A 22,524-nucleotide genomic window follows, 5' to 3' on the forward strand; every position below is an offset into this window, starting at 1 on the left:
GAAATATTTTTTGGCACGCAAACCTTATGGAATGATATTTGTTTTAGATGAAAGTACATTGAATAATACACGAAGAATCGATTCACTAAATCGTACACAAACGTCAACCTGCCCATATAATTTTTGATTACCATTAAATAAAATTTAGAGAAAAAGCTTTTTCTTCTAAATAAGACTCATTAATTTTATCATCGGAAAACAGAAAAAAATAAAGCAGGATTATATGAAAAAAATTATTTACTCTCTGGGAGTATGCCTTGTCGCTACTCAACTACACGCCCAGGTGGTTAACAGCACTGATTTTTACGTAAGCGAAGGAGCAGTTGTTAGTTTTAATACCGATGTAGTAAATGAAGGCAAACTTACAAATAACGGTAAGATTCACTTCCAAAAAAACTTTGACAACCTTTCTTTAGTAAAATCGGCAGGTACTGTTGTTTTTGATGGCAACGCTCCTCAGACTCTGAAAAGCACTAAAGAACTGGCATTCGGTCAATTGCTATTAGACAACGATCTAAAATTAGAAACGGCTCTTCGTGTTGACGAATCCCTTTCTTTCCGCAGAGGTATTATCGAATCATCTGTACAAAATCCTTTAACATTTGGTGCAAATGGTAAATATGATGGTGCATCAGATTTCTCACACGTAAAAGGTGTAGTGAGCAAAGAAGGAAACGAGGCTTTCGAATTCCCATTAGGTGATGGTACAAACTTCCGTTCTTTCAAAGTAGCTAGAACTAACGAAAGCCAGACTTTGACAGCTGCTTACTCATTCAAAAGCCCATTAAACGTTTCAGATCAGGTTTCATCAGGTGTTGATGCAATCAATCAGGATGAATACTGGTCATTGAAATCTGAATCTTTAAAAAGCGACGCAAAGGTTTCTGTAAACAGCAAATCTGATTTAGATGGTATCGCTTTCTTAGATAAAGGTACCTGGTCTATGACAGATGATGCTAATCTTTCTTCTGCAACTAACCTGAAAGACGGTACTCTTTTCACTTTAGCGAAAAGCCGTAACATTCAACCAGGTATTGGTGTATATCCAAACCCAACAGAAGGTGAGTTCTTCTTGAAATTGTCAGGTATGAACGAAAACGAAATGATTACTGTAGATATTACTAATCAAGACGGTTCGAAAATTATGCACAAAGAAGGTTTCGTAAAAGACCTACGTAAAGCATATTTATTACCTGAAAATCTTCCTGCTACTGAACTAACTGTAAGAGTTATCAGAGGAGATTCTAAAAAAGCTTTATACCAAAAAATGATTTTGAACAAATAATCATTCTTTGAGCATATTCAATATAACAGAAAGGCTGCCTCTACAAAGGCGGCTTTTTTGTTATATAACCTCATAGCAATATTAAGCAAAAAGCTAAGCAAAAGCTTTCTACAGAAATATCCCATATTCTTTCAACAGGCATCAGAAAGAATCCTGTCTCGGGAATGTTTTTTTAGTAAGAATGATTTATAGTATCTGGCCGAAAGTTGATTTACGAAAAACACACAAAGCAAAGCGGTGTAGATGCCGGAAAGCAAGGATCATATGGGTGAAAAAATATTAAGGCTTTTATGCAACCTTTTCATATTTTTAACATCTTATTTTAGTACATACATAAACTATACCAAAATCATGAAAAGACTATTCATTTTATTCATCTTTTTTTCAACTACTGTTTTCGCACAAGATAAACGTACATTCAATGTATCAGGCTTTGATAAACTGGATATGGGTAGTGCTTTTGTCATTACAGTTACACAATCAAGCAATTATAAGGTAGATGTTACAGGCCGTGAGCAGGATTTGAAAGACTTAGTAGTAAAAGTTTCAAACGGCAAATTGGACATTGGTTATCCGAATAACTGGGGGGGCTGGAAAAACCGTAAAGAAGTATATGTCACTATCACTATGCCTAAATTGGTAGGAGTTGATTTCTCAGGCGCATGCAAAGCCAAAGTTGCAGGTTTTTCAAGCGATAAAATGGATATTGATGTATCAGGCGCATCTCAGGCTACTTTTGAGATTAACGCTAAAAATCTTTCATTAGATTGTTCAGGAGCATCGGGCTTAACTATTACAGGAGATGGCCAGAGCCTCAATGCAGATATATCAGGTGCATCAAGTGTAGATGCTTATGCATTTAAAGTAACTACAGCCAATATTGATGCTTCAGGTGCCAGTGGTGCGAAAGTAAATGTATCGAGCAAAATTGTAGCAGAAGCCAGTGGCGCAAGTAATGTGCGTTATAAAGGTGGTGCTACTTCGGTAGTAGCTAATACTTCTGGGGCTGGTTCGGTGAAATCAGTGAATTAAATCTATTTAGCGGCCGCCGCTGCGGTGAATGAGTGATTGTGTGATTTAGTGATTAGTCACAACGAATTTAATAAGCAAAGAGGAGGAGAATAAATTTCCTCCTCTTTGCTATTACATCACTACCTCTTTATCAGTCATAATAGTCAATACTTCCGTATCTAGTAATCTTGTAGTCAGACCTTGTGTTTTAGGCAATTCGTAATGGAAGAAATACTTCATGGTATGAATCTTACTTTCGTAAAAATCTACATCATCAGTGCCTGCTATTAGTTTTTGTTGCGCTACAATCGCTTGTTTGAGCCATTGCCAGGCTACTACATTCAGGCTGAACAGTTCCATATAAAGCGTAGCGTCTGATAAAAACCTTTCGATGTCGCCAGTTCCGGCAATACCCAATAGATGCATCGTTACTTCCTGCAATTGCTTACTGCTTTCTGTAAGCAAGGTCGCATACTTTTTCAATTCGTTATATTCTTTAGCCGACTGAATAGTCTTGCCCACTTCCTGCGCTAAAAGCTTCATGGTTTTACCTCCTGCCATCATCACTTTTCTGCCCAATAAATCCTGTGATTGGATACCTGTAGTGCCTTCATAAATAGGGGTTATGCGTACATCTCTATAATATTGCTCAACCGGAAAATCTTCAGTAAAGCCATATCCACCAAAACATTGCACGGCATCATTGATGGACTTTACACCATACTCACAAGGGAATGTCTTGGCAATTGGGGTCAGTAACTCTACCAGTAAGTGCGCATTCTCTTTTTCCTCAGGATCGTCACTGGCTTCCGATAAGTCGAAAAACCTGGAGGTTTCTAATAATAATGACAAACCACCCTCTACCACCGATTTCTGGAATAAGAGCATCCGCTTTACATCAGGGTGTTGGATAATCGGTATCTGTGGGGTATCTAAAGCAGTTTTAGCATTTAACCTACGGCTTTGCGGGCGTTCTTTGGCATATTCCAGCGCAGCATAATAGGCGGCAGAGGTGATTGAAATCCCTGTAAGGCCTACACCAATACGAGCCTCGTTCATCATCTGGAACATATAGTTCAAGCCCTTGTTGGGTTCACCTACCAGATAGCCGATACAATCATCATTTCTATCACCAAAACCCAGGTGCATAGCCGGAACACCTTTCTGACCTAATTTATGATAAATACCCATTGAGGTAATATCATTGTCGGTGCCATCCAAGCGGAATTTAGGGACTACAAACAATGAAATACCTTTTGTACCTTTCGGTGCGCCTTTGATTCTGGCTAAAAATAAATGGATTACATTCTCTGTAGCATCATGGTCACCGGCTGAGATAAATACCTTTTGTCCTCTGATTCTGTAGGTGCCATCTTCTAAAGGTTCGGCAGAAGAAGTTATATCAGACAATGAACTTCCGGCTTGTGGCTCAGTCAGGCACATTGTGCCTTGCCATTTACCAGAAATCATGTTTTCGATATAATCCTTTTTCAAATCATCTGAGCCAAAGTTGGCAATCAGGCGGGCGCCTCCGGACGTTAAGCCAATATACATCATCCCATTATTGGCCGACATCAGTATATAGCCAACCGCACTCGTAATGGTCATGGGCAATTGTGCACCGCCGTTTTCATAAGAGAAATCAGCTCCGATAATGCCCGATTCACCTACAGCCTTTATATAATTCTTAATAGATGGATGAACTTTCACCTTACCGTCTTTCAGTTCCGGCTGATTTTTATCAACATCTTTCACAAAAGGGAACATCAGATTTTCAGCAATCTGGGTTGCTGCATCAATCGTCATGTCGAAAGTTTCCTTATTATGATCAGCGAAATAGCTATGCTTTGTCAGTGATTCTGCCTCATGTACTTCGTAAAGCAGAAAATTCACATTTCGTTTACTGAAAAAATTCTTTGCCATGCTACTATTTCAGTTAGGTTTTTATAATGTTGAATAGAAAAGAGAGAGGATTCTTACATTAATCCAAGCATTTTGGCATATTTCATCATCGCACCCGGATTCGATATTTTCAGTTTACCCATCATCATCGCCATCATCGGATTCATATCACCTGTGGCAATTTTCACAAAATCGTCTTCATTAGCCTTAATCACGCATTCAGCTTCACCTACTAAGCCCTCTTGTAGCTCAGCTTTGCCATCAGCTACGTGCATCGAGTAAGTTGAACCATTAAAATCAAAATGTAATGTTGTGTTTACATCACCAATTTCAGTTCCGTTGAGTTTCGCAGCGGTATTTTCTAAGTATTCTTTTGCAGACATTTTTATATAAGATTTTTAAGAAAAAATTGATTGGCGAAATTTAAGCAAAATAAGATAGACATTATGCAAGCATACTAATTTTTTTGTTAAAAATTTGTCATTCTAAGTAAAAAATTAAATATTTGGTACAGGTATACAAATTACTTCGTAATACTTTCGTATATTATTTCAAATGCGAAATGGCCTGTATACGAGCAAGAATTTTTGCGTGCTAATCAAAACCCAATAAAAAAATCTTTCCATATAGTTACTTTTCCCTAATCATACTGTCAAAATTGAAAAACAAAGATTTTAAAGGAGTTGCAGATGAGGAGTTGGTTCGCATGTATATCGAAACCCAACGTAACGTGTATTTTGAAGAACTTTATGATCGCTATGTCGATAAAGTATACCGTAAATGTTTATCATTTGTCAAAAATGAAGCACAGGCTGAAGACTTTACACACGATATTTTCCTGAGATTGGTATTGAAACTGGGGAGTTTTAAAGAGCATGCTAAGTTTTCTACCTGGCTTTATTCTATCACCTACAACTATTGTATGGATCAGGTAAGACAAACGAAGCGTCAGGCAGAGGTAGCATTGGATGAAAACTTTGATCTGGCAGATGACGGATATGACTTAGAGTTAGTAGAAATGCAATCGCAAGGCCTTAAAAAAGCTTTGCAAAAAATCGACCCAGACGAGAGAGCTATCTTATTGATGAAGTACCAAGATGATTTTAGTATTAAAGAAATAGCAGAAACCTTTAAGATATCAGAAAGCGCTGTGAAAATGCGCCTGATGCGTACAAAAGAGAAATTGAAGAAAATATATACCGAAAATGTTATTTTCTTCCTGATTATATTAATCAAAGCTATCTGGTTCTGGAGAAAGTAATTGACCAGCTTAGCACATTTTAAGATAATAAAACTGTTGAAAGATATCATTAGAAGAGAGATTCTTGAAATGTGAATTCGATTTTCTAAAAAATATTTGTTATGACCGACGATACATTACCAGACTTTGACGATGAAGCTCAAGCCCCCGCGCACCTGAAAGGGATGATTACCGCGGAAATTGACGTCATTCGGGATATCATGCAGGTTGTACAGATGTTTTTAGGTGAAACAATGGTAACAGGAGTGATATTATTGCAGGAACTGGAGAACAAAGAGAAAGAAGAAAAGTAGAAATTTTTGAATGCATAGTTATGGATAGACGAGTACCAAGTTTTGTTGAGACACTCATGGAAACTTTTAATAACCTTCTTAAAAGTTTCATGGGCTTCATATATAATCTGATTGGCGCATTAGCTATATTATTGATAGGCTGGCTGGTTGCCAAAGCTGTAGCTGCTATTACTAAAAAGATGCTGCAACAGATAGGCGCCGATAAGATTGGTGAAAAGCTGACGCAGATTGAGCCCATCAAAAGTATGAAAATAGAGATAAAAATAAGTACTATCATCTCTAAAATTCTCTACTATTTTATTCTGATATTTATTCTGCGCCCGGCAGCTGATACTTTGGGAGTGCCTGCTATTTCAGATATGGTAAAATTGCTGGTTGAGTTTATTCCGAAAATGATTTCGGCAGGTATCATGCTGTTTGTAGGTATATGGCTGGCCGATACACTCCGCAATTTTGTGGTATCGCTTTGTAAATCTTTCAATATTGCTGCCGGAAAACTGATAGGAACAGCCGTTTTCTTTTTCCTGTTGATCATCTTTGTGATTCAGTCGGTAGCGCAAGTGGGTATTAATACAAGCCTGCTAGAATCAAGCTTTAATCTTTTCATAGGCGGAATCATCTTTGCCTTTGCTATTGGTTACGGCTTTGCATCAAAAGAAATATTATTGAATATAATATCGTCATTCTACAGTAAAAACAAATACAGAGAAGGACAGGTAGTAGAGATAGACGGAGTAAAAGGCGAAATTATTGCAATGGATAATACTACATTAACGCTACAGACCGAAGAATCGAAAACGGTATTTCCACTGCAGGTACTTCAATCGAAGAAAATCGTAATTTTTGACTAATTCAAAAATTAATGTTGATATTGTGTTACTCTTCCAATGTATAAACGTATAAATTTGGAAGAGTAATAGCTCTTCTTAATAAATCAAACTGAATTCTTTTCAAACTGCGCTGGTCATCTATTGTATGATTAGACGTAACCGTTTTTGACCAAAATATCTAACCCCAATTTAATCCAATGAGAAAGTTTATTCTTATCACAACCATTCTTTTATCAACAGCCAACTTATGGGCACAAAAAAACGACACGCTTAGCTTAAAAAATGCTAAAAACATGGCCGATTCATTAAAAGTCGGCTTCTGGAAGCCTAGAAATACGCAATTTGGTATTAACTTTAGTCAGGCAGCTTTTAATAACTGGCAAGGTGGCGGTATAAACAACTGGTCGATTGGAGCCTTGTTTAACAACCACGCAGAATATTATAAGAATAAAGGTGCCTTTATCAGTGATATTCAGTTTCAATTAGGAACCATCAATAACAAAGGGCAAAGAAGAGCCAAAAGCATTGACCGTCTATTTTTAGAAGCTAAATATTCGCATAAAATAAGCCCTAAAATAAACTGGTTTGCTGGTATAAACTTCTTGTCGCAATTTGCAAATGGGGTGGTCTATGAAAATGATGGTCTGCCTACCGAACGCAAAAGAACTATCTCGAGTTTTCTGGCTCCTGGCTATCTGGCAGAGGGTGTAGGTATTGAGTATAAACCTGTTCCTTACTTTGTATTGCAATTAGGCGGTGCTACACTACGCCAGACTTTTGTAACAAGCGATAAGGTATTTACTGATTTTACCGAATACAATAAGAAAGATGATGCTTACGGTGTAAAGAAAGGCAAAAAAGTATTGTTTGAAACAGGGTTTCAGTTAGTAGCTGCTTTTGATAAAGACATTGCCAAAAATGTGAATCTGAAATGTCGGTACCAGGCATTCTTAGCCTATACGCCAAAAAGAGAAGCCCCGGATAAAAACTCGATTGACCATAATATAAACCTGATTGCCACTGCCAAAGTGAATAAATATCTGAATGTCAACTTTACGCTCTTGGGAATTTATGACCGCGATCAGATTGATAAGTTTCAGATAAGTCAGGGATTTGCCGCAGGATTATTGTTTACCCTTTAATAATTTATAACCCCTTAAACGCCAGAAAATCAATGCTAAAAGAATTCAGAACTTTTATTGCTCAGGGCAATGTCCTTGACTTAGCTATTGGTGTGGTCATTGGTGCCGCATTCGGTAAAATCACTACCTCTTTGGTTGATGATATTATTATGCCAATTGTCAATGTATTGACAGGAGGCGGAGTAACGGGTGGTATTATTTTAAAAGAAGCCACTGTCGATGCCGCCGGTAAGGCCATACCTGCCATTACAATTAATTATGGTAATTTTATCAGTGTAGTAATTAACTTTTTTATTATTGCCTGGGTGCTTTTCCTGATTGTAAAGGGTGCTAATAAAATGAAACTGACAGATAAATAATAAGCCCGGTTTTAGATAAGCCTCCTATATGCTATATAAACTTATAGGAGGTTTTTTAGTCGACACTTGTTGAAAAAACTGAAAATAGAAGAAAACAAACCAAACATAATTTGGTTTATTTGAGAGAAATTCGAGACAAACTGGTAAATATTGTAGGTCAATTACCCTAAAATAAATTTTCTGTTTTTTCTTTTTCTTTCTATCATAATTAATTTACATTTGTTATCAAGTTTAATTTAGGGCGTGAACCCGCCAGAGATTAAATTTTTCGTGCTTATATCCTATAATCTTTTTTTGCGGTGTTCCGCTATTATGCGTCATGGAAACGTGGTTAAAAGACAAACTGCGTGGCGACTGGCAAATCTGGTTTATTATCGCCGTGCTTTCGTTATTCAGTATACTGGTAGTTTATAGTGCCAGTTCCGCTCTTGCTTACAAAAGAGCCGGTGGAAACACCGAAAGCTATCTGCTCTCTCATACTATCCATTTATTATTAGGTTTGGGAGTAATCTGGTGCATGCACCGAATCAACTACACAAATTTTGCTGGTGTTTCAAGATTATTGCTTTGGATTACGCCAATGCTCTTGTTGTATACGTATTTCTTTGGAACAACTGTGGGAGGAACCAAACGTTGGATCAACATCTTTGGTATCTCATTTCAGTCATCAGATTTAGTGCGCTTGGTATTAATTACCAATTTGGCAGCCATGCTGGCGCGCAGACAGAATATGGAATATAACCCAAAAACTTTGTTAGGACTGATATTCTGGTGTGGCTTGTTGTGTGGGATGTTAGCTATAACCAACTTTTCGACGGCAGTTATTCTGGGAATTACCTGTTTTATCATTATGTGGGTTGGCCGTGTACCTGGAAGATACCTGATACGCATGGCAGGTTTTGTGATAGGAGCGATTGTAATAGTAGTAAGCATCAGTATATTTCTCTATAACAGAGGGGTTGATTTTGGCCGCGGACAGGTAGTATTAGAGCGTATAGAAGCTTTTGCCAAAGTTGATTTAAACGGAGATAAAGTAATGGGCAATGCTGATAGAGACGACAGTTATCAGCGAGACCAGGCTATGATTGCTATTGCCAGAGGTGGTGCGATAGGTATCGGCCCTGGAAAAAGTTTTCAACGTAATTATCTGCCAGAGGCCTTTTCTGACTATATATATGCCATTATTGTTGAAGAATATGGCTTTTTAGGGGCAATTGTTACCATGTTTATGTACCTTTGGCTCTTGTATAGAGGCCTGAAAAATGTCGAGAATACTAATCGTGCTTTTGGTGGGCTACTCTGTGTAGGGCTTACGTTTAGTATAGTATTTCAGGCATTTGTACATATGTTTATCAATGTAGGCTTAGGCCCCGTAACCGGACAGACCCTACCATTGATGAGTATGGGAGGAACCTCTATTTTGTTTACCTCGGTAGCTATTGGTATTGTGCTAAGCGTAACCAAAGGAGAACACGACGAGGCCAAAGTAGCTGCTTTAAAATAATAACAATAACTGAATGAGTAAAGGCACTAAAATAATAATTTCGGGTGGAGGTACAGGCGGGCATATTTATCCTGCAGTGGCAATTGCCAATGAACTGAAAGCCAAAGACCCAAGTATAGAAATCTTATTTGTAGGTGCCGAGGGGAAAATGGAAATGGAGAAAGTGCCTAAAGCAGGGTATAAAATCATAGGTTTACCCATTGCAGGTATCAATCGCTCCAATATGTTGGCCAACATCGGGCTACCATTTAAGTTAATCAGAAGTCTATGGAAAACGTATAGCGTTATCAAGAATTTCAAGCCCAATGTGGCTATCGGTGTAGGAGGCTATGCCAGCGGGCCAACCTTGATAATGGCTAACTTTTTAAAAGTACCTACTTTGATTCAAGAGCAGAACTCCTTTGCCGGCGTTACCAATAAGAATTTAGCCAAAAAGGCAAAGAAAATATGTGTGGCGTATCTGGGCATGGAACGGTTTTTCCCGGCTGAGAAGATTGTCATGACGGGGAATCCGGTAAGAAAAGATATTCTGGAAACCGCTTCAAAACGTGAACAGGCATTGAAACACTTTGGTCTAAGTGATGATAGAAAAATATTGCTGATTATCGGTGGTAGCCAGGGCGCAAAAACCATTAATGAGTCAATAAAGGCGGGTTTAAATGATTTAATTTCCAATGATTTGCAGATTATCTGGCAAACAGGTAAATTGTTTATCGACCAGGCTAAGTCGGCAGTAGATGCTTTACAAACCAATAGGGTTTATATATCTGACTTTATCTATGAAATGGATTTAGCCTATGCTGCAGCCGATCTAGTGGTTTCAAGAGCAGGAGCATTGTCAGTATCTGAATTGTGTTTAACAGCCAAGCCGTCTATTCTGGTGCCTTTTCCGGCTGCGGCAGAAGACCATCAGACACAGAATGCACTAAGTCTGGTTAATGTAAATGCAGCCTGGCTGGTAAAAGACCAGGAAGCGAGAGAGAAATTGGTGGATAAAGCCATTGAACTGGCTGATAACCCAACAACCATGAAAGAATTGAGTAAAAACATCAAGACTCTAGGAAAACCGAATGCGGGGCAGGAGATAGCCGAAGAAGTCTTACGTTTAATATAGTATTAGCTGAAGCCCTTTATGAAAATTTTCTTTTCTGAAAACAGAGTTGATTATTCAAATTATACCTTCGATTACGCGATCTATTGTTACAAAGAGTCGCAGGAAGAGATGCCAGAGATATATGCAAAAGGATTTTTACCTTATACAGGCGATTTGAGCATAGAGGGAGATATTTTTTATCTGGCAAGAAGCTTAAGAGTGGAGTTAGATAGTTTTGAAGATACTTCCGAGAATCGCAGAGTCAATCGTTTAGTGGAACCGTTAAAGGTTGAATTAGCCGTAATTAAGAAAGAAGACTTTGATTTGAATGACCCAACCTTTGCCGATTTTTGTCAGGAATACATCTCGCAGCGTATCGGTGACGACAATATGAGCATGGAGCGTTGGCAATATATTCTGTCGAGAGAAATAGGAACTCATATTTTTCGTTTTTCATCAGAGGGTAAGTTGTTAGGATTTATTCTCGGTGCTTTAGATGAAAATATCTTACACTATTGGTTTGCGTTCTTTGATACTGAATATATGCGTACGCACTCGTTGGGTAAGTGGATGATGTGGAGAGCCATACGCTGGGCAAAAGATAATGGGTTAAAATATGTGTATCTGGGTACAGCTTATAAACCAGGGGCCTTATACAAAATAAGAGATCACAAAGGATTAGCGTACTATAACGGGTACGAGTGGAGCAAGGATATAGAAAAATTAAAAGAACTTTGCAAAACCGATTTAGAATCCAAAGAAGCCGATCATTTTAAGCTGATGGGAGATAAGAATGGATTCTTGAAGAAATTGAGTGATTGAGCGATTTAGCGAATGAGTGATTATTCTAATTGTGAATTAGTAAATGGCAGATTAGCGAATAATTGTGTTTTAGCCTAATTTTTCTATTTTAATATTCACTAATTCACAATTCGCCCGCGCGGCGTCCGCATTCACGATTAAAAATCACTAAATCACTCATTCACTCAATCGCTAAATAAATTTTACGTGCTAAAGTAAATGGAAAAGAAATTAAATTTTAAGAAAATCGGCAAGTGGGTCATGGCTGGGAGTGCCTTGATTGCAGTTGTTGTGCTTATTATTTTTTCGAGCAATACCTTTTCTACCGACCGTTGCAAAAAGATTGAGATAAAGATTAAAAATGCCAACGAGCAATTTTTTATCGATAAAAAAGAAATCGAAAATCTGGCTACCAAACAAGGGGGTGATCAGTTAACAGGTAGATTATTTGAGAAAATAGATTTAAGAGAAATTGAAAAAAGAGTATTAAAAAATAAACAAATTAAGAGTTGTCAGGTTTTCAGAGGTATAGAGGGTAATCTTAATATTGATATAGAACAACATATTCCTGTAGCTAGAATCCTGATGTCCGACGGCCGTGAAGATGTATATGTTGATAAGGATGGATACTTTTTTCCCCTCTCTGAAAGATATTCCGCAAGAATTATATTGCTTTCGGGCGAATATTTCCGAAATTTGCCGAGTTTAAAGCAACAACGTCAGGAAAATTTATTAAATTTCATCAATTTAATAAACGATGACAATTTCTTAAAAGCTCAATTTACACAATTAGATATTAACCGTGCCGGGAATATCACCATTGTACCCTTATTAGGAAAACACGTAGTTGAGTTTGGAGAAGCTGAAAACGTTCAGAATCGATTGAATCGCTTAAAAATATTTTACAAGCAGATTTTACCTGTACAGGGTTGGGATACATTCACACATGTGAGTGTAAAGTATGATGGGCAGGTGGTTTGTAAGTAAAAACAGAGGTCGGCATTTATAGTTTATGATACCCTCCATAAAGCTAAATAGTCATGGATAAATGCCTTAAAAAATAACGAGATGAGTAAAGGCGTAATAGTAGGTATTGACATTGGCAGCACGAAGATTTGTGCCGTTGCTGGCATAATGGACGAGGTTGGGAAAGTAAAAATTCTTGACATCGTGGAAGAGCCTACCCAGAGGGGAAGGGTATCGAATGGTACCGTAGTGAATTTAGAATTTACAGCAAAAGATATTGATCGTATTCTGAATATACTTTCAGATAAGGCTGATATTAATATCCATAATGTAATTGTTAATATTTCGGGTGAGAATGTAGAGGGCAAAGCACATCAGAGTTTTCTGACGAGAGATGATAGCCGGAGTACTATTCGTAAAGAAGAAATAGAAAGATTAGCTGTTGATATAAGAAAGTCTTTTCGTCCGACTGCAGGGAATATCATTATTCATACATTCCCACAAGAATTCATAGTTGACAGAGCAATCGTACCTGATAATCCGGTAGGTCGTTTCGGAATTACTTTAGGTGGTAATTTCTTTTTGATTTCAACCCCTAATGATCCGCATCTGGCACTACGCCGCACGATAGAAAGTGTTGGAGTAAAGGTACAAAATAATCATAGATTCGTTCCGCTTAAAATCGTTCATACTTTGTTCACACCATTGGCTGATGCTATGGCAGTATTGAGCGAAATAGATAAGAAACTTGGTGTTGCAGTAGTAAATATCGGTGGTGATACTACCGAATTAGCTATTTTTCAGGAAAGTGGGTTACGTCATATTTCAGTGATTCCGTTTGCAGGTAAAAGTATTACCAACGACTTGGTAAAGGCATTCCAGATATTGCCGGATCATGCCGAGAAACTGAAACTGATTATGGGCGCCATTCCGCCGTATGAGGTGGGTAAAAACGATATTATCAAGATTCCGGGTGTAGAGGGGTTGCCTGACAAAGAGATTGTCGCACAAAACGTGAGTATCATTATAGAGGAGCGGGTGAAAGAACTGGCCTCGATGGTGATGGCAGAAATCATGCACTCAGGCTATGATGGGCAATTGATAAGCGGAGTAGTGCTGACGGGTGGTACCTCTAATATTGCCATGATAAAAGAAGTATTTACCAAAGTAACCAACGGCATGAATATCCGGGTTGGTAATACTATCAGAAATATTGGACAAACAGCAGTAGCAAAAATAGCTGACCCGAAATATGCTACGGTTGTAGGGCTTGTACTATCAGGTTTTCTGCCACTGGACGAACGAGTACCGGAAGAAGTAATCTGGGGAGATATACCTGAAAGCCAGGTATCAGCAGGAAGCCATAATAATGGCTACGAAACCACTAATACCCGGGTGAACGGCAAAAAAGAAGAACCACCACAGGAAGAAGAACAGAACGGTGGAGGTATCTTCGGTTGGTTCAAGAAAAAAGTTTCTTCAGCCGGGAAGATTGACATGGGAGATGATAAAAACTATACAAATTAATTAACAAGTTATAACAAGACGAGCGTGCAAAGAGGAGTATATATTTAAACAATAGTGAGTATTTTTGAGTATATATTTTATAATGACCAAACCATAAAAACTAAGTTAGAAAACAAACGTATTTGCTGCTAAACGTTAATGCCAGACCTTTTGAAAACTATTCTCACGGGCGTAATCATTGCGTTTACCTCTATATTTTTGTTGACTAAAAGTACCAAACTTTCCTAATCTACATAAATTCTTACTAAAATGTCTCCAGAGCCAGAATTCGAAATTGTTTCGAGCAAAAACAAATTTAAGAACATCATCAAGGTGATTGGTGTTGGTGGTGCAGGCTGTAATGCTGTTAAGCACATGCATCATTTGGGCGTTCGCGATATTGGATTAGTTATCTGTAATACCGACCAGCAAGCGCTGGAATCTGCCCCGTCGGAGATTCGTCGTTTGCAGATAGGTATTGAACTAACCAAGGGTTTAGGAGCAGGTACAGAGGCGAGCATGGGTAAAAAGGCTGCCGAAGAAAGCGAAAAAGCCATTCGCGAGGTACTGAAAGAACCTACAGAGATGGTATTTATTACGGCAGGTATGGGTGGTGGTACCGGTACAGGTGCTGCTCCGGTAATTGCTCGTATAGCCAAAGACATGGGTCGCCTGACTGTTGCCGTTGTAACAGATCCTTTTACATTTGAAGGAGAAGACAAGATTACACAGGCAAGAGCCGGAATTGAAGAACTGAAAAAGTATAGTGATACGGTATTGATTATCAAGAATGAGCGTCTTGAAATGCAATACGGTGATATGGATATTGAAGAGGCTTATCATAAAGCCGATGATGTATTAGCCAATGGTGTAAAAAGTATTGCCGAACTGATTACTCGTCCCGGAATCATCAACCTTGACTTTGCTGATGTGAAGAAAGTACTAGGTGGCGCCGGACAAGCAGTAATGGGTACCTCAGAGGCTGAAGGTGATAAAAGAGCGGAAGAGGCTATAAAAGCGGCTCTTTCTTCTCCTTTGTTAGAAAGTAATGGTATCAGTGGCGCTCAACGCGTATTGGTAAGTATTGCGTATAGCTCTGAGCATAAAATAAAACTTTCTGATCAGACATTGGTAACCAAATTTATCGAAAGTCAGATTCAGGCCAAAGCCCGTTTGTTTAAACATGGTTTTGCTGTGGATGACCAGTTGGGTAAAAAAGTAAGGGTAACCATTGTAGCTGCGGGCTTTGACCTGGCCCCTGAACAGGAAGAAGTAAAAGAGGTGAAGTTTGAAGTAGTAAGAGATCATGGGGCAAAAGAAGTTAATGGTACTACGAAAGTGGAGAAAAGCCAGCTACAACAGCCGCAAGCAGAACCTGTTGCCGTTGTGATTCCGGAACCTCCTAAACGAGATGATATGGAGCAAATCAGAATCATGATTCAACGTTTCATGCGTGAGGGATACCGTAACCCAGCCTTAAATCATCCTACTTATGCCCGCAATGGTATTGAATTGCAGGATGTAAGAAAATTAAAACAAGGTAGTAAGGTATTAGAATATGAATTAGACCATTTGCTAAGCATGATGGAATCTGCCAGATAATTTTTTTGTTATAGATAAGAACCCTTAAACAGGTTCTGAATCGGCCATTTGTTAAAGTAAAATGAATAATGAACTTTTTGTCGAATCGTTCGTTATTCATTTTACTTTTTCTGTATAAATACCAAAGAGTATACGAATTATATTTAATTAAACCTATGATATTAGACCGCACGATAGCACCTCCCTCACAGACTATAGAACAAGTGAGCATACCTAAAGCAGAGAAAGCGATACTGGATAATCAGGTACCTGTATATATGGTTAAGGCAGGAGAACAACCCGTAGTGCGTTTAGAATTGATTTTTGAAGCAGGCAGCCGTTATGAGAATCGTATCGGAGAAGCCTATTTTGCTTCAAAAATGCTTTCGGAAGGAACTTCAAGTCATACTGCTACTGAAATCAGCGAATACTTTGACCAATATGGCGCTTTTCTTGAAATCAACCATTCGGTAGAAAGATTAGCCATAACCGTTCATGGACTCACCAAGCATTTGCCTAAATTGTTACCTATGCTGCAGGAAATGATTGCTGATTCTATCATTCCTGAAAAAGAATTGCAGGTTCAGAAAAATATCAGTTCTCAGAACCTGAAAATCAATCTGGAAAAGAGTGCATATGTGGCAGGACAGGTTTTCAGAGAGCAAATCTATGGAACGAATCACCCATACGGCAAATCTCTGACTTTAGAAGCCATTGATGCTATTACCAGAGAGGCTGTTAATGATTTTTATCAGAAACAGATTCGAGGTAAGTCTTTCAGAATTTTTATTGCAGGTAAATTTGATGATGAGGTAGTTAAAGCTTTGAATCAGCATTTAGGACAAATGCCATTACAGTCGCCTGGCCATAGTGCCATTATTGATAATATTTCAGAAATCAAGCACCCTGAAAGTGTACTGGTTGAACGTTTGGATAACTTGCAGTCGTCGATTCGTTTAGGTAAGCGGATGTTTGGGCGTACACACCCTGATTTCTTTAAATTTATCGTTTCCAATACTATTTTTGGCGGATACTTTGGTAGCCGTCTGATGAAGAATATCCGTGAGGATAAAGGCTTTACCTATGGTATTTCGTCAGGTTTAGTACCACAACGATATGGCGGGTATCTGGTAATGGGGACTGATGTGAAGAAAGAATATACCCAACAAACCCTTGATGAGATTGCCAAGGAAATCAGCCGATTACAGACTACACCAGTAGAAGAAGATGAAATAGATACTGCTAAAAACTATATGATTGGTTCATTAGTAGGGTCACTGAACACACCTTTCGAAGTAGCCGACAGACAGAAAATCATTCTTTTGGACGAACTGCCTGAAGATTTTTATGATAATTATATCCAGAAAATAAGAGCGGTAACGCCTTTAGATATTATAGAAATGGCGAACACTTACTTTAAGCAGGAAGATTTATGCGAAGTGGTTGTAGGAGGGAAGTGATATGATGGGGTCAGGTTCAAAACCTGACCCTTTTTTATTTCTTAGAATCCAACCCCCACGGTCTTCGTCTGGATACGCAACAAATACATATCGGCAGTAATATAAAGCGTTGAACCATCATTTCCCCAGGCACAATTCGCTGTTGGTACACCCGTTTCAATTCTTCCTAATAGTTTACCTTGTGGGGTTAGTATTAATACACCTCCTGGACCTGTAGTGAAGATATTTCCTTTTTTATCTACTTTCAAACCGTCCGGTAAACCTTGCAAGCCTTCTTTCACCATCGGTGTTGCATCGTACAATAGTTTTCCTTTGCCCACCTTTCCATCTGCCAACACCGGGTAAGCCATAATATAAGCCCTGTCAGGGTCTGATTGCGCAACATATAAGATTTTCTCATCAGGTGAAAAAGCCAATCCATTCGGGCGCGTCAGGTCTTTTACAATTAAGGTAACCGTCCCATTTGTGGCTCTGCGATATACCCCAAACAGTTCAGTTTCTCTGGTAGGGTCTTTATCTTTTTTCATTAAGCCATAGGGTGGGTCAGTGAAATAATAATCTCCGTTTGATTTCTGCACTATATCATTCGGGCTATTGAAACGCTTACCTGCATAATTATCCGCCAATGTACGCTTGCCACCAACAGTTAATGGCATAACTGAAATACGGCGGTCGCCATGTTCGCATGAAACCAACATGCCATCTTTGTTGATAATTAACCCGTTGCTGCCTGGTTCGTCGCTATAGATGCCTATACCCGTATAACCTGATGGTTTTAAGAAAGGCTTTGTTCCTTCTCCCTCTTTCCATTTGTAGACAGTATTGGCTGGTACATCAGAGAATAGTAGGTAATTGCCGTCTTTTACCCAGGCAGGGCCTTCTGACCAATCGTATCCTTCACTTAAAATTTCAATTTTGGCGTCTTGGTCTATCAGATTATCTAATGCAGGGTCAAGGCGATTTACTTTGCCAAGGGTTTTTTGTTGGGCTGTTGCGGTATAGCTCATAGTAATGATTGAAGCGAGTAATACTAATGTTTTCATACAATAGGCTTTGAATAGGTTCAGTAGCGAAATTAAGGGAATTTTTATGAAAATAGTTGTGTATGACGATTTTTTAAATCGTCTTTCGACAAATATCTGAATGTTAGATTCATAACCTATTTCCTTGAGTTAATTGGTGGATTTATAAAATTCTGTCGAATTTTGACGATTTGAAAAATCGTCATACATAAATACTTATCTTTGCCTTTAAGTGGCATTAACCACTTTCTATTTTCAACCATAACGATAAATACTACCATGCGAACCTTTTTTAAGATGCGCCATCTGCTCATGGCAGCAGTAGGTGTATCTCTAATGTCTGCCTACAATTATGACGAAACTCCTGCCCTAGCAATCAAAGTTCCTGCCGGATTCTCCGCTACTATTATAGGAAGCGACTTAGGTGGAACCAGACACCTCGCTGTTACCAGCAAAGGTGGTATCTATGCCAAAATAGCTAAACCAAAAGAAGCTAAGGGTATGGTTTACCTCTATGATTCTAATGGTGATGGTAAAATAGATGCCCAAAAGAACCTGTTAGATTATAAAGGCACAGGTATTGTCATTAAAGACAATTATCTGTATTCTTCATCTAATACAGGTGTGTATCGTTACCAACTAGATGCCAATGGAGAAATCACTAATATTGATAGCCCAGAATTATTAGTAACAGGATTAGTAGCTAAAGGTCGTGACGAGTCAAAATCTATTGCCTTAGACAATGCTGGTAATCTCTATGTAACCGTAGGCTCTTACGATGAGACTTGCAAAGAGAAAGGCACAAACAAGGGTATTTCTCCTTGTGCTTTGCTTGATTCGGTAGGAGGAGTATGGCGCTTTAAAACCAACAAATTGAATCAGACTTATGGAGACGGCGTAAGATATGCAACCGGACTAAAAAACATTGTAGGTTTGGACTGGAATACCAAATCGAATAAATTGTTTGTGATGATGCACGGGAGAGGACAATTCCATGAGGCATTCCCTAACTACTATACACCGGAAATGAGCACGAAACTACCTGCTGAAACGATGTATGAACTGCATGAAGGAGCAGACGCAGGCTGGCCATATGTGTATTATGACCAATTTCAGAAAAAGAAAATCTTATGCCCTGAATATGGTGGAGATGGGAAAAAAACTGGTGGAGAAAAAGCTTTAAATCCTTCGGCTGCTTTCCCTGCGCACTTAGGGCCAAACGGATTGTTGTTTTATACAGGTACTCAGTTTCCTGCCAAATACAGAAACGGCGCTTTCATTGCTTTTCATGGACAATCGCCTGAGTTAAAGAAAGGCTATATGGTAGGCTTTGTGCCTTTCAAAAATGGAAAGCCATCCGGCCCCTGGGAGATTTTTGCTGATAATTTTGCAGGTATCGACCTGGCAAAACCAACGGGCCCGGTACAACACCGTCCATGCGGCTTAGCGCAAGGCCCTGACGGCTCTATCTATGTTTCTGACGATTTAGGTGGTACTATTTATAAGATTAGTTATAAAGGGGCGAAATAAGAAAATGACCCCATTCCTAACCCTTCCGCGCGACGGCCGCCCCAACAATGGGGAAGGGAATTAAAAACACTTAACAAATGATATCTTTCACAGTTAATTCAAATTCTCCTAAAGGCACATAACGGTACGCCATTGCAGGAGACTCTGAGGGCAAGGGTATTGGTAACAAGAACTGAGATCTCCTCAATCCTCAGAGTCCCTTTCTGTGGCTTTTGCTTGCACACACAGGGGACTCTGAGGGTACATAATAGACGCCAACCATAGTGGCTATACACTTACAATATCCTGTCGACTTTCCTGCCTTAAACGCTCTAAAATGACTGTCCGTAAGTGTTCTTCATTTTCATCGCCCCATTTACCTAAAGCTGAAATCACAGGAATTAACGTTTTGCCAAATTCTGTAAGACTATATTCTACTTTCGGAGGAACGACAGGATAGATTTTTCTTGTAACCAATTCATGCTCTTCCAATTCTTTCAACTGAATATTTAACACACGCCTTGTAGTATCGGGTATTTTTCGTTGCAACTCGCTTGGTCGTTTGTAACCTTCGTTAATAAACCATAACAAACGGATTTTCCATTTTCCATAGAGTACTTCGCCAATCAAATCAAGACCGCAATTCAGGTTTGGTAAAATCTTTCTTTCATACATAGAACAAAATTAGACTTATGTATCCAAACATACAATAGGGGAAAAATTTATCCCTATATGAATCGTATTTCCGTAATTGTTTCATGTGAATGTACAACTGAAATTTGCATAAAAAAATAATCAATGGAACAGGATTTTAATTTCAACAATGAGTTATTGGGCAAAATTGCTTTGGTAACAGGCGGTACAAAAGGTGCAGGAAAAGCTATTGCAGAACGGCTGGTAAAAGCAGGAGCAACTGTTATAATTACTGCAAGAAATGCACCAGAAAAAGAAAACAGTAAGCTGCATTTCATTCCTTCGGATTTAAGTAAAGCAGCAGGAACACAGAAAGTAATCAGCGAAGTGCTATCTACTTATGGGAGGCTAGACATTCTTGTGAATAACCTTGGTTCTTCAGTAACACCTGCCGGTGGTTTTGCTGTATTAACTGACGAAGATTGGGAATCAACCCTACAAGCTAATTTGCTTGCCCCAATTCGTTTAGACAGGGGATTTCTACCGCAAATGATTGAGCAAAAAAGTGGTGTTATCATTCACATCGCTTCTATTCAAGGCAAACTGCCCCTATATGATTCTACATTACCCTATGCAACTGCAAAAGCTGGATTGATCAATTATAGTAAAAGTTTATCAAATGAAATTACACCGAAAGGTGTTCGTGTGCTAACTGTTTCGCCGGGATGGATTAATACTACAGCATCGGAAGCCTGGTTGGGCGAGATTGCAAGAAATGCAAATAGTACTGTAGAAGAAGCTCAACAAAGTGTTATGGATGCGTTGGGAGGAATACCTTTTGGCAGACCAGCACAACCTGAAGAAGTAGCTGAATTAGTTGGTTTTCTTGTTTCACCAAGAGCTAGTTATTTAACAGGGACAAATTTTGTAATCGACGGCGGAACAATACCAACCATTTAAGAGTATGTTTAAACTTTATTGTTCGACCTTCAAGAAAATTCGTGCAGTGTCCGCTTGTCTAGCTAAAAAATCTTGTTCTTTCGGTCAGAAAAACAAAATTTAAACCTACTCTAATAATCTTTAATTTTAAATACAATGAACTTACCACAAGTAGTAGCAGAATTAGTAAAAACACAGAATAACTTTGATAGTGCAGCATATGCCAATTGTTTTACCGAAACAGCCGTAGTATTTGACGAAGGAAAAACACACAACGGGAAAACAGAAATAAAAAATTGGATAGATAAAGCCAATAAAGAATATCAAGCGGTAATGAAACCCATAGAATATTCAGAAACTGAACATACATTGAAAACGGAAGTTTCAGGAAAGTTTCCCGGAAGTCCGATTGTAATGACTTATCATTATGAATTTGAAGATGGATTAATTCAATCGCTGAAAATCGTGTAAACCAATCTACCAGACACCAATATTGTTTAGTTCTAAAATAGGTTTCACCAACTTATTTTAGAACTAAACATTTTGGGCGCACAATGTTCACAGCTTTAGCTGGAATCTGGAATAACCTCAACAGTCTGATTGTTCTAAAAAACTCCTCGAATACTTTGAAAACATAATTCTAAGTCGGAAATTTAGGAGACGCCCAGTCCGTAAATACAATCCTGAACTAACTGTCCGCATAACTACTAGTGGTATGAAGGAAGATAAATATGTTATTCGTGAACCTTTAAAAATCGGGAAAGAACTGGCAGATATAAAGGTTACCAATATAGTGGGAACCTTTTTGAATGAGGATAGGGATAGTTTCCAGAAAATCAGATTTATGAACACTAAAAAAGAACCGAAAAAGGTTGCCAATATGGTGGGAACCTTTTTGAATGAGGATAGGGATAGTTTCCAGAAAATCAGATTATGACTGCGAAACGGAATCGGAAAGGTTACCAATATGTGGGAACCTTTTTAGCGGGGAATGGCGATGGTTTGCGTAAAATCAGCATAATAACTACTAAAACGGAACTGAAAAAGGTTACCAATGTGGTGGGAACCTTTTTTAATGAGGGCAGTGATGGTTTTCAGAAAACCAGAGTTATGACCAAAAAAGTGGAAACGAAAAAGGTTACTAATCTGGTGGGAACCTTTTTGAACGAGGGAAGTGATGGTTTTCAGAAAATTAGAGTTATGACCAAAAAAGTGGAAACGGAAAAGGTTACCAATATGGTAGGAACCTTTTTGGATTAGGACAGTAATGGGCTGTGGATAATCAGCGTAAACAAATCTTTAATGAAATATTGAAACAGTTTCAGCAAATGAATCTTTGTTAGAAGAATCATTTCGGGCAGAACAAATAATATTCTGAAAAGCCAGATTTCGATATTTTATTCGCTCCGATAAGCGCAAAAGCCATT

General features: G+C 38.5%; 23 protein-coding genes. 19 read left to right on the forward strand and 4 right to left on the reverse strand.

The window, feature by feature from the left end; all coding sequences use genetic code 11:
- The first annotated feature begins 223 nt into the window (after positions 1–223).
- Both D0T08_RS16335 and D0T08_RS16340 read left to right on the forward strand, forming a co-directional pair.
- Entirely contained in the window at positions 224–1,285 is a 1,062-nt protein-coding gene (locus tag D0T08_RS16335; protein ID WP_116983732.1) for a hypothetical protein, read from the forward strand.
- A 351-nt stretch (positions 1,286–1,636) separates the two neighbouring features.
- Positions 1,637–2,317, forward strand: a complete 681-nt coding sequence (locus D0T08_RS16340) for a head GIN domain-containing protein (RefSeq protein ID WP_116983792.1) — start codon at positions 1,637–1,639, stop codon at positions 2,315–2,317.
- 111 nt (positions 2,318–2,428) lie between these two features.
- On the opposite strand, the gene D0T08_RS16345 is transcribed toward D0T08_RS16340, so the two are convergent.
- Together D0T08_RS16345 and D0T08_RS16350 are read right to left on the reverse strand one after the other, a co-directional pair.
- On the reverse strand, positions 2,429–4,219 hold the full coding sequence (locus D0T08_RS16345) for an acyl-CoA dehydrogenase (RefSeq protein ID WP_116983733.1): 1,791 nt from the start codon (positions 4,217–4,219) through the stop codon (positions 2,429–2,431).
- A gap of 53 nt (positions 4,220–4,272) precedes the next feature.
- Complete coding sequence (locus tag D0T08_RS16350) at positions 4,273–4,581, reverse strand: SCP2 sterol-binding domain-containing protein (protein WP_116983734.1); 309 nt, start codon at positions 4,579–4,581, stop codon at positions 4,273–4,275.
- A 275-nt stretch (positions 4,582–4,856) separates the two neighbouring features.
- Here D0T08_RS16350 and D0T08_RS16355 point away from each other — a divergent pair, with 275 nt between their 5' ends.
- The 12 genes from D0T08_RS16355 (at position 4,857) to D0T08_RS16410 (ending at position 16,994) form a co-directional block, all read left to right on the forward strand.
- Positions 4,857–5,459 carry an RNA polymerase sigma factor gene (locus D0T08_RS16355; protein ID WP_116983735.1) on the forward strand — a complete coding sequence of 201 codons (603 nt, stop codon included), beginning with the start codon at positions 4,857–4,859 and terminating at the stop codon, positions 5,457–5,459.
- Between the two features lie 101 nt (positions 5,460–5,560).
- A complete protein-coding gene (locus D0T08_RS16360; protein ID WP_116983736.1) occupies positions 5,561–5,752 on the forward strand; it encodes a hypothetical protein in 192 nt (63 codons plus the stop codon).
- Positions 5,753–5,808: 56 nt separating this feature from the next.
- Complete coding sequence (locus tag D0T08_RS16365; protein ID WP_310586262.1) at positions 5,809–6,603, forward strand: mechanosensitive ion channel family protein; 795 nt, start codon at positions 5,809–5,811, stop codon at positions 6,601–6,603.
- A 176-nt stretch (positions 6,604–6,779) separates the two neighbouring features.
- The gene (locus D0T08_RS16370; protein ID WP_116983738.1) at positions 6,780–7,724 is read left to right on the forward strand and encodes a DUF3078 domain-containing protein; all 945 of its coding nucleotides are present in this window, start codon (positions 6,780–6,782) and stop codon (positions 7,722–7,724) included.
- A gap of 32 nt (positions 7,725–7,756) precedes the next feature.
- Positions 7,757–8,083 (forward strand): large conductance mechanosensitive channel protein MscL, encoded by a 327-nt coding sequence (mscL, locus tag D0T08_RS16375; RefSeq protein WP_116983739.1) that lies wholly within the window; start codon positions 7,757–7,759, stop codon positions 8,081–8,083.
- Between the two features lie 319 nt (positions 8,084–8,402).
- Positions 8,403–9,587 carry an FtsW/RodA/SpoVE family cell cycle protein gene (locus tag D0T08_RS16380; protein WP_116983740.1) on the forward strand — a complete coding sequence of 395 codons (1,185 nt, stop codon included), beginning with the start codon at positions 8,403–8,405 and terminating at the stop codon, positions 9,585–9,587.
- Between the two features lie 13 nt (positions 9,588–9,600).
- Positions 9,601–10,701 carry an undecaprenyldiphospho-muramoylpentapeptide beta-N-acetylglucosaminyltransferase gene (gene murG / locus D0T08_RS16385; RefSeq protein WP_116983741.1) on the forward strand — a complete coding sequence of 367 codons (1,101 nt, stop codon included), beginning with the start codon at positions 9,601–9,603 and terminating at the stop codon, positions 10,699–10,701.
- A gap of 18 nt (positions 10,702–10,719) precedes the next feature.
- Positions 10,720–11,502 (forward strand): GNAT family N-acetyltransferase, encoded by a 783-nt coding sequence (locus D0T08_RS16390; protein WP_116983742.1) that lies wholly within the window; start codon positions 10,720–10,722, stop codon positions 11,500–11,502.
- Between the two features lie 198 nt (positions 11,503–11,700).
- A complete protein-coding gene (locus D0T08_RS16395; RefSeq protein ID WP_116983743.1) occupies positions 11,701–12,468 on the forward strand; it encodes a cell division protein FtsQ/DivIB in 768 nt (255 codons plus the stop codon).
- Positions 12,469–12,549: 81 nt separating this feature from the next.
- On the forward strand, positions 12,550–13,974 hold the full coding sequence (ftsA, locus tag D0T08_RS16400) for a cell division protein FtsA (RefSeq protein WP_116983744.1): 1,425 nt from the start codon (positions 12,550–12,552) through the stop codon (positions 13,972–13,974).
- Between the two features lie 249 nt (positions 13,975–14,223).
- Positions 14,224–15,555 (forward strand): cell division protein FtsZ, encoded by a 1,332-nt coding sequence (ftsZ, locus tag D0T08_RS16405; protein WP_116983745.1) that lies wholly within the window; start codon positions 14,224–14,226, stop codon positions 15,553–15,555.
- Positions 15,556–15,710: 155 nt separating this feature from the next.
- Positions 15,711–16,994 (forward strand): pitrilysin family protein, encoded by a 1,284-nt coding sequence (locus D0T08_RS16410; RefSeq protein ID WP_116983793.1) that lies wholly within the window; start codon positions 15,711–15,713, stop codon positions 16,992–16,994.
- Positions 16,995–17,035: 41 nt separating this feature from the next.
- On the opposite strand, the gene D0T08_RS16415 is transcribed toward D0T08_RS16410, so the two are convergent.
- Entirely contained in the window at positions 17,036–18,037 is a 1,002-nt protein-coding gene (locus D0T08_RS16415; protein ID WP_116983746.1) for an SMP-30/gluconolactonase/LRE family protein, read from the reverse strand.
- Between the two features lie 276 nt (positions 18,038–18,313).
- Here D0T08_RS16415 and D0T08_RS16420 point away from each other — a divergent pair, with 276 nt between their 5' ends.
- Positions 18,314–19,546: a sorbosone dehydrogenase family protein gene (locus D0T08_RS16420; protein WP_229238975.1), complete on the forward strand. Its 1,233-nt coding sequence runs from the start codon at positions 18,314–18,316 to the stop codon at positions 19,544–19,546.
- A gap of 267 nt (positions 19,547–19,813) precedes the next feature.
- Here the strand turns inward: D0T08_RS16420 and D0T08_RS16425 are convergent, their stop codons facing one another.
- Entirely contained in the window at positions 19,814–20,200 is a 387-nt protein-coding gene (locus tag D0T08_RS16425) for a helix-turn-helix domain-containing protein (protein WP_116983748.1), read from the reverse strand.
- 123 nt (positions 20,201–20,323) lie between these two features.
- Between D0T08_RS16425 and D0T08_RS16430 the strand changes: the two genes are divergently transcribed.
- The 4 genes from D0T08_RS16430 to D0T08_RS16445 all read left to right on the forward strand — a co-directional run bounded on the left by D0T08_RS16430 (position 20,324) and on the right by D0T08_RS16445 (position 22,357).
- A complete protein-coding gene (locus D0T08_RS16430) occupies positions 20,324–21,118 on the forward strand; it encodes an SDR family oxidoreductase (protein ID WP_116983749.1) in 795 nt (264 codons plus the stop codon).
- Between the two features lie 135 nt (positions 21,119–21,253).
- Complete coding sequence (locus D0T08_RS16435; protein WP_116983750.1) at positions 21,254–21,568, forward strand: nuclear transport factor 2 family protein; 315 nt, start codon at positions 21,254–21,256, stop codon at positions 21,566–21,568.
- A gap of 244 nt (positions 21,569–21,812) precedes the next feature.
- Positions 21,813–22,034, forward strand: a complete 222-nt coding sequence (locus D0T08_RS16440; protein WP_116983751.1) for a hypothetical protein — start codon at positions 21,813–21,815, stop codon at positions 22,032–22,034.
- A complete protein-coding gene (locus tag D0T08_RS16445; RefSeq protein WP_116983752.1) occupies positions 22,031–22,357 on the forward strand; it encodes a hypothetical protein in 327 nt (108 codons plus the stop codon). Before D0T08_RS16440 ends, D0T08_RS16445 begins: the two co-directional genes overlap by 4 nt.
- Positions 22,358–22,524: the final 167 nt, after the last annotated feature.

Source organism: Emticicia sp. C21 (assembly GCF_003418935.1).
Classification (GTDB): Bacteria; Bacteroidota; Bacteroidia; order Cytophagales; family Spirosomataceae; genus Emticicia.